Source organism: Streptomyces sp. VRA16 Mangrove soil, from assembly GCF_017377775.1.
Lineage (GTDB): Bacteria > Actinomycetota > Actinomycetes > Streptomycetales > Streptomycetaceae > Streptomyces.
Genome location: NZ_JAFVLN010000018.1, coordinates 47,912 through 61,087, shown reverse-complemented (window position 1 = coordinate 61,087; position 13,176 = coordinate 47,912). Strand labels below are relative to the sequence as shown.

Genomic DNA, 13,176 nt, shown 5'->3' with positions numbered 1-13,176 from the left:
CCGCTCAGTAGCGCGGCCGCGCGTCCTGGAGCGCGGAGACGGCGCGCACCATCAGGAGGCCGCAGACAGCGGCCGCCAGCAGCGCCAGGTTCGAGCCCATCAGGATCAGGCTCGCGGTGCGGGCACCCTCCAGGGACGGGTTGTGGTCGTCCATCGCGCTCGCATACATCGGCCAGCCGAATCCGGCCAGGACGCTGGAGACCACCCAGCACGCCCACCAGGCGTTGATCACGCCGAGTCCGGTGGGGCGCGGGGTGCCCTGGCTCGCGGCGGCGATGTCGTCGGCCATCGCCTTCGGTATCCACCAGTTGGCGAACGGGATGAACCAGGCGCCTATCGCCATGCCCCGGCTGTGCCGCAGCCGGCCGGGGGCGAGCCCCTCCGCGTTGGCCCGCGCCTTGTAGAACCAGACCAGGAAGACCGGCGCCGCGGCGAGGAAGCCGAGGAACAGCAGCAGGATCGAGATCCGGCGGAAGTCGTCGATGGACTCGGCCTCGGCGAGGTCGGTCGTCCAGATGCTGCCCAGCGCGTCGTACAGCCGGTAGTCCGCGACGACGCGCAGCAGCGCGAGGACCGCCATGACCGCGAAGAGCACCGTGACCGCCGTGCTCAGCCCGGACAGCCGGGCCGGCGGGCGCGGCGGCATCATCCCCGGGCCCATGCCGTACGGGGCATGGGGCGCAGCCGGGGGCGGATACATGCCGGGGGCCTGCCCGTACGGGGCCTGGCCGTACGGGGCCTGGCCCTGGGGAGCCTGGCCGTACGGGTCCTGGCCCTGGGGAGCCTGGCCGTACGGGTCCTGGCCGTAGGGGGCCTGGCCGTACGGGGTCTGCCCTTGGGGAGCCTGGGCCTGGCCGTACCCGGGCCGGCCGGCGTAAGGGGTCTGACCGTAGGGCGCCTGACCGTACGGAGCCCCGGGTGCCTGGGGCGGCTGCGACGAGGGTGGTGCGTACGGGTCGGGGGCCGACTGCTGCGGGGAACCGTCGCAGCGCGGGCAGCGGCCGTCCGCCCCCACGAACGCCGCACGGCAGCGTGTGCACTCCATCGTCAGATCCCCCGATCCCCCGTCCTGCGCGCCCCACCCCGGGACTCCATCAGGTTACGGCGGCGCGTCTCACCCCGCGCCACCCTGTGGAAAACCCGCCGCCTGTGGACAACCCCCACCGCGGCCCGCCCGAGCACCGCGACCTCCCGCGGCCGCGCGATCCGGCCGCCGCCGGCACCGAGGGACGGCGGCGGCATCGGATGGCCGCGGGCGGCGAGTGCCGCGTGCAGACCGAACAGGGCGGCCGTACCCAGCGGGACGCTCAGCGGGAGCGCGGCCCGGCGCAGTTGGTGGCGCCGGCGTCCGGTTGTCTTCATGGACGCAAGAGTGGCGCGTCCGGCGATCACCCCGGCAGGGCGCTGCTACTCAACTCGGCGCTGAGTAGCGCGGCTCAGAGCAGCGTCGCGCCCGGCGCCGGGGACGGCGCCACGCGCACGGCACGGCACGTGCCGGACGCCGTGAGCCCCTCGGCCACCTGCCGCGCCGCCGCCTCGTCGGCCACGAGGAACGCGGTCGTCGGGCCGGACCCGGAGACCAGCGCGGCCAGCGCGCCGGCCGCCGTACCGGCGTCGAGCGTGGCCTTCAGGGAGGGGAAGAGGGAGAGCGCGGCGGGCTGCAGGTCGTTGGTGACGGTCGCCGCGAGGGCGTGCACGTCGCCGGTGCGCAGCGCGTCGAGCAGCGCGGGCGAGGCGACCGGCTCGGGCGCCTCGGGGCTGAGCCGGTCGAACTCCCGGTACACGGCCGGGGTCGAGAGCCCGCCGTCCGCGGCCGCGAACACCCACCAGAACTCCCCTCCCACGTCGAGGAGTTGGAGCTTCTCACCGCGGCCGGTGCCGAGCGCCGCGCCGCCGACCAGGCTGAACGGCACGTCGCTGCCCAACTCGGCGCAGATGTCGAGGAGTTCCTCGCGCGATGCGTTCGTGCCCCACAGCGCGTCGCACGCCACGAGCGCGCCCGCCGCGTCCGCGGAACCGCCCGCCATGCCGCCCGCGACGGGGATGTCCTTGGCGATGTGGATACGGACGTCGGGGCTGATGCCGTGCCGCTCGGCGAGCGCGACGGCGGCGCGGGCCGCCAGGTTCGTGCGGTCCAGGGGGACCTGATCGCTGCCCGGGCCGGTGCACGTGAGGCCGAGGGTGTCGGCGGGCGCCACCGTCACCTCGTCGTACAGGCCGACGGCGAGGAAGACGTTGGCCAGGTCGTGGAAGCCGTCGGGGCGGGCGGCGCCGACCGCGAGCTGGACGTTGACCTTGGCGGGTACGCGGACGGTCACGGAAGTCACTGCTGCCCGGCCTCCTTGTTCTCCGCGATCCGCGCGAACTCCTCCACCGTCAGCGCCTCGCCGCGGGCCTGCGGCGAGATGCCGGCCGCGACCAGGGCGGCCTCGGCGGCGGCGGCCGAACCGGCCCAGCCCGCGAGGGCGGCGCGCAGCGTCTTGCGGCGCTGGGCGAACGCGGCGTCGACCACCGCGAAGACCTGTTCCTTGGTGGCCGTGGTCGCGACCGGTTCGCCGCGGCGGACCAGGGAGACGAGGCCGGAGTCGACGTTCGGGGCGGGCCAGAAGACGTTGCGGCCGATGGAGCCGGCGCGCTTGACGTCCGCGTACCAGTTGGCCTTCACGGAGGGGACGCCGTAGACCTTGTTGCCCGGGCGGGCCGCGAGGCGGTCGGCGACCTCGGCCTGGACCATGACGAGGGTGCGCTCGATGGTCGGGAAGGTGTCGAGCATGTGGAGCAGGACCGGGACGGCGACGTTGTACGGCAGGTTCGCGACGAGCGCTGTCGGGGCCGGGCCGGGGAGCTCGGTGACCTGCATCGCGTCGATGTTGACCAGGTCGAAGGCGTCCTTCTTGGCCGGGATGCGGGCCGCGATGGTCGCGGGGAGGGCCGCGGCGAGGGTGTCGTCGATCTCGACGGCGGTGACGTGGCGGGCCGCTTCGAGCAGAGCGAGGGTGAGTGAGCCGAGGCCCGGGCCGACCTCTACGACGTTGTCGTTCTCGGTGACGTCCGCGGTGCGGACGATGCGGCGGACCGTGTTCGCGTCGATCACGAAGTTCTGGCCGCGCTGTTTGGTCGGCCGGACGTTCAGTGCGGCGGCCAGTTCGCGGATGTCCGCGGCGCCGAGGAGGGGGCCCTGGGGGTCTGTGGTGCTCACCGTTCAAGGGTAGCCGCGCCCTGAAGGGGCGCGGGGCGGCATCGATCCACGGCCCCGCCGCGCGGACGCGACCGACGGTGGTCGAGCCCCGCAGGGGCGCGGGGAACTGCGCGACCAGCCCCCACCGGAGCTGCACCCGGCGATGGCGGGGCCGGACCGAGCTGGACGCCGCCCGGGAGCGCTCACCCCGCGCCGGGGTGCCGCCTTGCCCACCCTGCCGCCCATGGCGGCAGATTGCCCAAGGCGGCGGGGGCACGCGGCGGCTTACCCAAGGCGGGATGGGACGGCGGCAGATTGCCCAAGGCGGCGCGGCAGCCGAGCAGCGGCGGAGCGCCCACGGCGGGGGCGATCGGTGGCGGATTGTCCGCGGCATCGGGGCGCGGCGGATTGGGCGGGGCGAGCGGAGCGTCAGCCGTGGAGGCGGGGGCCGCAGTGGGGCCAGGGGCTTGCGCCGCGGCGGACGTACAGCTTCTTCGCCCGGTACGTCTGCTCGGAGGCGGGCGCGTCCTGGGGGCGGCCCGAGCCGCCCAGGCTCTGCCAGGTCCGGGTGTCGAACTGATAGAGCCCCCCGTACGTGCCGGAGGCATCCGTGGCGTTCGGCCGCCCGCCCGACTCGCAGGCGGCGAGCCCGGACCAGTTCAGCGACTCGGCCCCGTCGACGGACGTGGGCAGCGGCTTCGTGCCGACCTTGACCAGCTGCGTGCGCGGCTCCCGGACCACCTCGGTGTTCACCCGGCGCGGCTTCTGCTTGACCCCGTTGACGGTGCGCAGCTCGTACGTGACCCGCTTGACCCCTTCCGAACCGGCCCGCTGCACGACCTCGGTGCCGTGGAACAGCGTCGGGTCCTGGGTGCGCTCGGTCGCGTACGGGATGGCTTCCTCCCGTGTCTCCCGCGCGCCGGTCACCCGCATCACGGTGACGGTCTGCCCGTCGCGCGGGAAGCTGCTCAGCGGCACGGAGGTGGTGTCCTGGCCGCGCAGCGTGATGCCCGCCTCGTCGACGGCCTCGCGCACGGTGGCCGCGTTGGTGCGGATGGTGCGGCGCCGCCCGTCGGCCATCACCGTGACGCTGCGCTCGGTGCGGACGTCGAGATCGAGTCCGTGCCGTTCGATGCGGTGCGAGCGGGACGCGGAGACGTACGCGCCCTCGGCCCGCACCCCGAGCTGGCGCAGCGCCCCGTCGACGGTGCGGGCGGTCGTCCACACCTCGCGGCGCTGTCCGTCGAGGGTCAGCCGGACGGGCCGGCCGTAGTGCACGGAGACCTCGTCGCCGCTGGCCAGGGCGGTATCGGCGGCGGGGGCCACCAGGTCGTGGTCGCCGACGTCGACACCCTCGTCGGAGAGCAGCTCGGTGACGTCGTCGGCGAAGGTGTGCAGGGTGCGTTCCTTGCCGTCGACGGTGAGGTGGATGGCCTTGTCGTTGGCGACGAACGCGGAGGTGCCGCCCGCCAGGAACGCCACGACCAGCGCCTGCGGCAGCAGCTTGCGCAGCGTGTCGGGGCGCTGGTCGGCCTTCTTGCGGCGGGCGGCGCGCCGGGCCGCGGCCCGCCCGGAGTCCGGGGCGGCCCCGGACTGCCGGGGCAGCCTCGGCTCGTACGCGTCCGCGGCGACCTGCGTCGGGTACTCGGCGTACTCGTACGCGGCGCGGTACGGGTCGCCGTACGGGGCGCCCGCCGCACCGGGCTCGCCCTGCGCGCTGTGCACACCCTGTGGATACGCGGCGTACGGCTCGCGCTCGGGCGCGGACACCGGCGCCGCCGCCGGCACCGGCTCGTACGGCGTCTCGTACGGCTGGTACGGCGTCTCGTACGACGGATACGTCTCGTACGGCGATTTGCTCACGACGAGGCTCCAGGCGCTCCAAGGGTCCGGCCCCGGCGGGCGGATCGGGCGAGCAGAACCTAGCGGAGCAACCCTCACTCTCCAAAGCAGCGCGACTACTCAGTGTCGCGATCGTGCCCGAAGGTGAACGGGTCGGACCGTTATCGGTCAGTAACCAAAAGCGCGGGCCGTATTGGCGGAGACCGACGTCGCGAGGGCTTCCTCGGTGACGCCCTTGACCGCCGCCATCGCGCGCACCGTGACCGGAATGAGATACGGGGCGTTAGGCCGACCGCGGTACGGGGCGGGGGTCAGGAACGGTGCGTCGGTCTCCACCAGGACCAGTTCCAGCGGCGCCACGGCGAGCGCGTCGCGCAGCGGCTGCGCGTTCTTGAACGTCATGTTGCCCGCGAACGACATGAAGTAGCCGTTCTCGGCGCAGACTTGGGCCATGTCCGCGTCGCCCGAGTAGCAGTGGAAGACGGTGCGCTCGGGGGCGCCCTCCTCCTTCAGGACGCGTAGCACGTCCTCGTGGGCCTCGCGGTCGTGGATGACCAGCGCCTTGCCGTGCCGCTTGGCGATCTCGATGTGGGCGCGGAAGGACCTCTCCTGGGCGGCCTTGCCCTCCGGGCCGGTGCGGAAGTGGTCGAGGCCCGTCTCGCCGACGCCCTTGACGTGCGGGAGCGCGGCGAGCCGGTCGATCTCGGCGAGGGCCTCGTCCAGGCCCGCGTCCCCGAGCGGCTCGCGGGCGCCCTGGCGCGACCACCCGTCGGGGTCGCCGTGGACGATGCGGGGCGCCTCGTTGGGATGCAGGGCGACGGTGGCGTGCACCTGCGCGAAGGCGGCCGCCGTGTCGGCGGCCCACCGCGAACCGGCGAGGTCGCAGCCGACCTGCACCACGGTCGTCACCCCCACCGACGCCGCCTTGGCGAGGGCCTCCTCCACGGTGCCCGCCTGCATGTCCAGGTGGGTGTGGGAGTCGGCGACCTCGACCGTGAGCGGTGCGGGCAGCGGCGGCGGGGTGACGTCCTTGGTACTGGGGCTCATGCCCCCGATCCTACGAAGCCCGGGCCGGACAGGGCCTAGGACGCCTTCGGCTCGTCCTTGCGGTGGTGGTGGCTGAACGGGTGCAGCAGGTCGGAGAGGTGCCAGTGGTGGCGCTCGCCGGGCTCGGCGACGGCCTGGTCCGGGACCTCGACGGGCCCGGCGGCCGGCGGGGTGTGCTTGCGGTGCATCACGTCGCGCACCGACGAGACGCGGCCGGCCCGCATGATCCGCACGACGTGGCCGCCGCAGTTCAGACAGGTCGGGCTGGACAGCGGCGACGGCACCCGCTCGCCGTCCGCCACGTACATCACGAACTCCGCTCCCTCTCCGTCGACGTGGTGCTCTATCTCGTACGACTGCTCCCAGCCGTGCCCGCATCGCATGCAGGCGAACGAATACGACTCGTGGGCGATGGATATCGCTCCGCTGCGATTCGGTACCGGAGGTGTCGAAGCAGTGGTGGCCGTCGATGAAGGGGTGGCCGCCGACGCCGTGGTGGCCGTCTTGGAGGCTGCGAACTCGCTCATGCCAGCTCCTCTTGTCCGCTGGACAAGCGCTGCCCGGAGGCAGCGTGGGGACGGGTGCGTCCCTTCAACCAGTGGACGCCTCCGCCGCTCGATGCGCAAAAGACCTGTCGACTGTTGGAGCCGATTTGGCATTTCCCTGCCGAAAGGGTCCTGGCACCCGGTCTTCGCTTTGCATTCCAGGCTAGTCCTTTACGCCCCTATGGGGTGGCTTGATCCGCATTCTTTGCCGCGACCACCGCATCGAAGACCTCGCGCTTGGGTAGCCCCGCATCGGCCGCGACGGCCGCAATGGCCTCCTTGCGCCGCTCCCCCGCCTCCTCCCGCACCCGCACCCTGCGTACCAGCTCAGCGGGGGTGAGGTCGGCGGCGGACTTCTCCGGGGCGCCCTCGACGACGACGGTGATCTCGCCGCGCACGCCCTCGGCGGCCCACTCCGCGAGGTCCTTCAGGGGGCCCCGCTTGACCTCCTCGTACGTCTTGGTCAGCTCGCGGCAGACGGCGGCCCTGCGCTCGGGGCCGAACGCCTCGACCATCGCGGCGAGGGTGTCGTCGAGGCGGTGCGGGGCCTCGAAGTAGACAAGGGTGCGGCGTTCTTCGGCCACTTCTTTGAGGCGGCTCAGCCGCTCGCCCGCCTTGCGCGGCAGGAAGCCCTCGAAGCAGAACCGGTCGACGGGCAGCCCCGACAGGGCGAGCGCGGTGAGCACGGCGGAGGGGCCGGGGACGGCCGTGACCCGGATGTCACGCTCCACGCACGCGGCCACCAGCCGGTACCCGGGGTCGGAGACCGACGGCATCCCGGCGTCGGTGACGAGCAGCACCCGCGCGCCGCCCGCCAGCGCCTCGACCAGCTCCGGCGTACGGGCGCTCTCGTTGCCCTCGAAGTACGACACGACGCGTCCGCCGACCTGCACCCCGAGCGCCTGCGCGAGCCGCTTCATGCGGCGGGTGTCCTCGGCTGCGACGACGTCGGCGACGGCCAGCTCCTGGGCGAGCCGCGGCGGCGCGTCGGAGACGGTGCCGATGGGGGTGCCCGCGAGGACGAGCGTTCCGGCTGAATCTGCGGTTCCTGTCACGGTTCCATCCTCGCAGGGAGGGGCCGGGCCGACTCGGCCGCGCCCTCACACGGGACTCGCACAGTCGTGTTCCCTACGATGGCGCGGTGACCAGTACCTCGTCGTCGGCCAAGGCGAACCCGACCAGTTCCCCGCCGGACCAGCCGCCCGCGGCGGACCGCACGGCGCAGGCCTCGGCCTGGCTGCGCGGTCTGCGCAGGTTCGGCTACCGGGGCCCGGAGGCCGAGGGCGTCAGAGGCGGCGACGTCCGCGAGCGCCTCACGCCCTCGTACTCCGAGCCGTCGTCGCCGCTGTGGGCGTCGTTCGGGCTGAGCCGGTTCACCGACGCCGGAGCGGCCAGGCTCGTCGGCTGGGCGGGGCCGCTGCTCGTCACCCTCGTCGCCGGCCTGCTGCGTTTCTGGAATCTCGGCAGCCCGAAGGCCGTGATATTCGACGAGACGTATTACGCCAAGGACGCGTGGGCGCTCATCCACCGCGGATTCGAGGTGAATTGGCCGAAGAACGCCAATGACCTGATTCTGCAGAACAACGGCGACATCCCGATTCCCACCGACGCCTCGTACGTCGTGCATCCGCCGGTCGGCAAGTACGTCATCGGTATCGGCGAATGGATGTTCGGGTTCAACCCGTTCGGCTGGCGGTTCATGACGGCGCTGCTCGGCACGTTGTGCGTGCTGATGGTGTGCCGGATCGGCCGGCGGCTCTTCCGCTCGACGTTCCTCGGCTGCCTCGCCGGTCTACTGCTCACCGTGGACGGCCTCGCGTTCGTGATGAGCCGCACCGCGCTGCTCGACTCGGTCCTCGTCTTCTTCGTCGTCGCGGCGTTCGGCTGCCTGATCGTGGACCGGGACCGCACCAGGGAACGGCTGGCGGCCGCGCTGCCGGTCGACGAGCACGGACTGGTCCGCCCGGACGTGCACATCGCCGCGACACTGAAGCTGGGATGGCGTCCGTGGCGGCTGCTCGCGGGCCTGTGCCTGGGCCTCGCGGCCGGCACGAAGTGGAACGGCTTCATCTATCTGGCGTTCTTCGCCGTCCTGTCGGTGCTGTGGGACGTCGGCTCGCGGCGGGTGGCGGGTGCAGACCGCCCCTACCGCGCGGTGCTGCGGCACGACGTCTTCCCGGCGTTCCTGGCCACGGTCCCGGTCGCGGTCGCCACGTACCTCGTGTCGTGGCTCGGCTGGATCCTCTCCCCGGACGACGGCACCGGCGGCTACTTCCGCAACTGGGCGGCGACCGCGGGCAAGGGCGGCAACTGGGCCTGGCTGCCGGACTGGGTGCGCAGCCTGTGGCACTACGAGAACGAGGTCTGGAATTTCAACACCAACCTCCACTCGCCGCACACCTACCAGTCCAACCCCTGGAGCTGGATCGTCGACGGCCGCCCGGTCTCGTACTTCTACGAGTCCCCGGCGGCGGGCCGGGACGGCTGCCCCGCGGACGCGACGGACAAGTGCGCCCGCGAGGTCCTCGCCCTCGGCACCCCACTGCTGTGGTGGGCGGCCTGCTTCGCGGTGCTGTACGTGCTGTGGCGCTGGTTCTTCAAGCGGGACTGGCGGGCCGGAGCGATCGCGTGCGCCGTCGCGGCCGGCTATCTGCCCTGGTTCAAGTACCAGGAGCGGACGATCTTCTACTTCTACGCGGTCGTCTTCGTGCCGTTCCTGTGCCTGGCCCTCGCGATGTGGCTCGGCGCGATCATCGGCACACCGGGCTCGACCGAACGCAGAAGGGTCGTCGGGGCCGCGAGCGCCGGTGTGCTCGTGCTGCTGATCGTCTGGAACTTCATCTACTTCTGGCCCATCTACACCGGCAACGCGATCCCGATCGACTCATGGCGTTCACGTATGTGGCTGGACACTTGGGTCTAGGCCTGTTTCGGCCGCATTTCTGATCACTCTTCGGACACCTTCGGACACCAACTGAAAAACACCCCGCACAACGGGCGCACGGCATGCATACAGTCCCCTCCGTAACCCGGGGAGGGGACGCACATGCGCAGAGGGGTCAAGATCGGGATCGTCGGCGGGGTGTTCACCGTGATGGTGGGCGGCGCCGGATACGGGGCGTACAACATCGTCACGGCGGTCACCGGGGGCGGCGACGGGACGACGCTGAGCGGTTCGGAAGCCCACAGAACCGGCCCGCCGTCGTCCGGCGAGATCAAGGAGACGGCGACGAAGTTCCTCGCCGCGTGGGAGAAGAACGACCCGGAGAAGGCGTCGTCCTTCACCAACAACGCCACCGACGCGAGCGCCCTGCTCACGGACTGGCACGACAAGGCGCACGTCACGCACACCGTCCTGACGGCGGGCAGTCCGGTCGGCGCCAAGGTCCCGTTCAAGGTCAAGGCCACGGTGTCGTACCACGGCAAGTCCAGAACCATGACGTACGACTCGGCGCTGACGGTCGTCCGCGGCCAGACCACGGGCCGGGCCCTGGTCGACTGGCTCCCCGCCGTCGTCCACCCCGCCATGGAGAAGGGCGACGACATCGTCACCGGCGAGTCCGCGGCGCCGGCCATCGAGGCGGTGGACCGGAGCGGGGCGGTGCTGACCGCCGCCAAGTACCCGTCCCTCGGCCCGGTCCTGGACGACCTGCGCGCCAAGTACGGGGAGCGGGCCGGTGGTTCGGCGGGCGTGGAGACGTACATCCAGCGCATGGACGCCGACGGCACGGAGACCACCGCGAAGACGCTGCTGACCCTCGCCAAGGGGAAGGCGGGCAAGGTGCGCACGACGCTCAGCGCGAGCGTGCAGGCGGTGGCCGAGCAGCAGGTGAACAAGTACCCCAAGTCGTCCGTGGTGGCCCTCAGGCCGACCACCGGTGAGGTGCTCGCGGTCGCCAACCAGGAGAAGGGCGAGTTCAACGGCGCCCTCTCCGGGGGCACTCCGCCCGGCTCCGTGATGAAGATCGTGACCGCCGCGGGACTGCTCGACAACGGTGTCGTCTCCTCGATGAACGGCCCGGCGCCCTGCCCCGACTCGGTCCTCGCGCGGGGCCAGACCTTCCACAACCTCCAGGGCCTGCAGGCCAACGAGAACGCGACGCTGGCCGACAGCTTCTCCCGCTCCTGCAACACCGCCTTCATCAAGCTCTACGACGACCTGAAGCCGGAGCGGTTCGTGGACGAGGCGACGAACCGCTTCGGCCTCGGCAAGGACTGGAAGACCGGAATCGCCTCCCGGGACGGCTCCGTGCAGACCGACGGGACCTCGAACGACGCGGCCTCGGTGATCGGCCAGGGCCTGGTGAAGATGAACCCGCTCAACATGGCGTCGGTGACGGCGACCGCGATCACCGGCACGTTCCACCAGCCGGTGATCGTCCCGCAGAGCATCGACGGCCGCCGACTGGCCACCGCGCAGGGCCTGCGGCCGGGCACCGCGACGCAGTTGCGCCAGATGATGCGGATCACCGCGACGTCGGGTACGGCCCGGGTCGCCATGGCGTCGGTGCCCGGGTACGACAAAGGTGCCAAGACCGGCTCCGCCGAGGTCGACGGGCAGGGCACCGCGAACTCCTGGTTCGCGGGGTTCCGCGGCAACGACATCGCTGCCGCGGCGACCGTGGAACGCGGTGGCCACGGCGGGGACGCGGCCGGGCCGATCGTCGCGGCCATCCTGCGGAGCGGCCTGTAAGGGGCGCGGGGAACTGCGCGACCAGCCCCACGAAACCGCAGCCGCGTCTGCGGCGTTATGACGTACGGCGAGTGCGGCTTGTCTCTGCCTGAGCGCGCGGTTCCTCGCGCCCCTGAGGGGGCTTAATCTGATCGTCCGCCACACCCCCGGAGGGACACGTTGGGCACCAGAGGCAAGCGCCGCGAACCGGCGCGCCGCAACATGAACGCCCTGGTGATCGGCGGCGCCGCTGTCATCGCCGTCGTCGGGGCGGGCGTCGGCGCCTACGCCCTGATGGACGGCTCCGGGTCGAAGACCGGCAGTTCCGCGTCGGCGGACGAGAAGCCCGAGGTCGAGACGGGCCCGCCGTCCGCCAAGGAGACCCGCACCGCCGCCGAGCGCTTCCTCACCGCCTGGCAGTCGGGCGACGCGGCGAAGGCGGCCGGGTACACCGACGACCCGAGCGCGGCCGAGAAGGCGCTGACCGGACTGACCAAGGACGCCCACCTCACCGACGTGAAGATCACCCCGGGCACCCGCACGGGCGCCGAGGTCCCCTTCCACGTCACGTCCACGATCGCGTACAAGAAGAAGAGCAAGCCCTTCGCGTACGACTCCTCGCTCACCGCGGTGCGCCGCAAGAGCGACGGCAAGGTGCTGGTGGGCTGGCACGCGTCGGTGCTGCACCCGGACCTGAAGGACGGCGACAGGCTGGTGACCGGCGCGGCGGGCGACCCGCCCGTCAAGGCGGTGGACCGCGCCGGCGGCGACCTTGACGTGAAGAAGTACCCGTCGCTCGCCACCGTCGTCGACGGCCTGCGCGAGAAGTACGGCAAGACGGCCGGCGGCACCGCGGGGATCGAACTGCGGGTCGTGCGCAAGGGCTCGGAGGACGCAGCGGGCTCGGCGAGGAAGAACGCGCTGCCGGACAAGACGCTCGTCACCCTCTCCGAGGGCACCCCCGGCACCGTGAAGACCACGCTCTCGCCCACCCTTCAGGCCGCGGCCGAGAGCCAGGTCGCCTCGCGCAAGCGCGCCTCGGTCGTGGTGATCCGGCCGTCGACCGGTGAGATCCTCGCGGTCGCCAACTCCTCGCCGGGGTTCAACACCGCGTTCCAGGGCTCCCTCGCACCGGGCTCGACGATGAAGATCATCACGTCGTCGATGCTCCTGGAGAAGGGGCTCGCGGGGGTCGACAAGACCCATCCGTGCCCGAAGTACTTCACGTACGGGCACTGGAAGTTCCACAACGACGACAAGTTCGCGATCAAGAACGGCACGTTCAGGACGAGCTTCGCGGTCTCCTGCAACACGGCCTTCATCAGCCAGGCGCCCAAGCTCGACGACGACTCGCTGACCAAGCAGGCGCAGCAGGTCTTCGGGCTGGGGCTCGACAACTGGGCGATCGGGGTGCCGAGTTTCGACGGCGCGGTGCCCGTGCAGTCGCAGGCGCAGATGGCGGCCTCGCTGATCGGGCAGGGCGGGGTGCGGATGAACCCGCTGAACATGGCGTCGGTCGCGGCGACCGTGAAGAACGGCACCTTCCACCAGCCCTACCTCGTCTCGCCGGACACCGACCACCGCACGCTCGCGCACGCGTCCCGCACGCTGTCCGCCAAGACCGCGGCGGATCTGCGGGAGCTGATGCACTACACGGCGGTCGCGGGCACCGCGGTGAAGCCGATGTCCGGGCTCGGCGCCGACATGGGCGCGAAGACCGGTTCGGCGGAGGTCGACGGTCAGAAGGAACCCAACGGCTGGTTCACGGCGTACCGGGGCGACCTGGCGTCGGCGGCCGTGGTGCAGGGCGGCGGGCACGGCGGCGACTCGGCGGGCCCGATCGTGCGACAGATGCTGCTGACCGGCAGCTGATACCCGGTCGCACGGGCGGT

At 72.0% G+C, this 13,176-nt stretch carries 11 protein-coding genes; 3 read left to right on the top strand and 8 right to left on the bottom strand.

The genetic code is table 11. From position 1 onward, the window contains the following. Positions 1–4: 4 nt before the first annotated feature. The 8 genes from J3486_RS44825 to rsmI form a co-directional block, all read right to left on the bottom strand. Positions 5–1,045, bottom strand: coding sequence for a DUF4328 domain-containing protein (locus tag J3486_RS44825; protein ID WP_207827904.1), 1,041 nt, complete (start codon positions 1,043–1,045; stop codon positions 5–7). 2 nt (positions 1,046–1,047) lie between these two features. Continuing rightward, positions 1,048–1,362 (bottom strand): hypothetical protein, encoded by a 315-nt coding sequence (locus J3486_RS35430; protein WP_207827903.1) that lies wholly within the window; start codon positions 1,360–1,362, stop codon positions 1,048–1,050. Positions 1,363–1,436: 74 nt separating this feature from the next. Further along, entirely contained in the window at positions 1,437–2,327 is an 891-nt protein-coding gene (locus tag J3486_RS35425) for a 4-(cytidine 5'-diphospho)-2-C-methyl-D-erythritol kinase (protein ID WP_207827902.1), read from the bottom strand. After that, the gene (gene rsmA / locus J3486_RS35420) at positions 2,324–3,199 is read right to left on the bottom strand and encodes a 16S rRNA (adenine(1518)-N(6)/adenine(1519)-N(6))-dimethyltransferase RsmA (protein WP_207827901.1); all 876 of its coding nucleotides are present in this window, start codon (positions 3,197–3,199) and stop codon (positions 2,324–2,326) included. Before rsmA ends, J3486_RS35425 begins: the two co-directional genes overlap by 4 nt. Positions 3,200–3,607: 408 nt before the next feature. Continuing rightward, positions 3,608–5,041, bottom strand: coding sequence for a resuscitation-promoting factor (locus tag J3486_RS35415; protein WP_207827900.1), 1,434 nt, complete (start codon positions 5,039–5,041; stop codon positions 3,608–3,610). 147 nt (positions 5,042–5,188) lie between these two features. Then, on the bottom strand, positions 5,189–6,067 hold the full coding sequence (locus J3486_RS35410) for a TatD family hydrolase (protein WP_207827899.1): 879 nt from the start codon (positions 6,065–6,067) through the stop codon (positions 5,189–5,191). 35 nt (positions 6,068–6,102) lie between these two features. After that, complete coding sequence (locus tag J3486_RS35405; protein WP_229379130.1) at positions 6,103–6,594, bottom strand: hypothetical protein; 492 nt, start codon at positions 6,592–6,594, stop codon at positions 6,103–6,105. Between the two features lie 197 nt (positions 6,595–6,791). Further along, entirely contained in the window at positions 6,792–7,667 is an 876-nt protein-coding gene (gene rsmI, locus J3486_RS35400) for a 16S rRNA (cytidine(1402)-2'-O)-methyltransferase (RefSeq protein ID WP_207827898.1), read from the bottom strand. A gap of 86 nt (positions 7,668–7,753) precedes the next feature. Between rsmI and J3486_RS35395 the strand changes: the two genes are divergently transcribed. The 3 genes from J3486_RS35395 (at position 7,754) to J3486_RS35385 (ending at position 13,156) form a co-directional block, all read left to right on the top strand. Beyond that, complete coding sequence (locus J3486_RS35395) at positions 7,754–9,535, top strand: phospholipid carrier-dependent glycosyltransferase (RefSeq protein WP_207827897.1); 1,782 nt, start codon at positions 7,754–7,756, stop codon at positions 9,533–9,535. Between the two features lie 123 nt (positions 9,536–9,658). After that, entirely contained in the window at positions 9,659–11,305 is a 1,647-nt protein-coding gene (locus tag J3486_RS35390) for a penicillin-binding transpeptidase domain-containing protein (RefSeq protein WP_207827896.1), read from the top strand. 159 nt (positions 11,306–11,464) lie between these two features. After that, entirely contained in the window at positions 11,465–13,156 is a 1,692-nt protein-coding gene (locus tag J3486_RS35385; RefSeq protein ID WP_374194809.1) for a penicillin-binding transpeptidase domain-containing protein, read from the top strand. Positions 13,157–13,176: the final 20 nt, after the last annotated feature.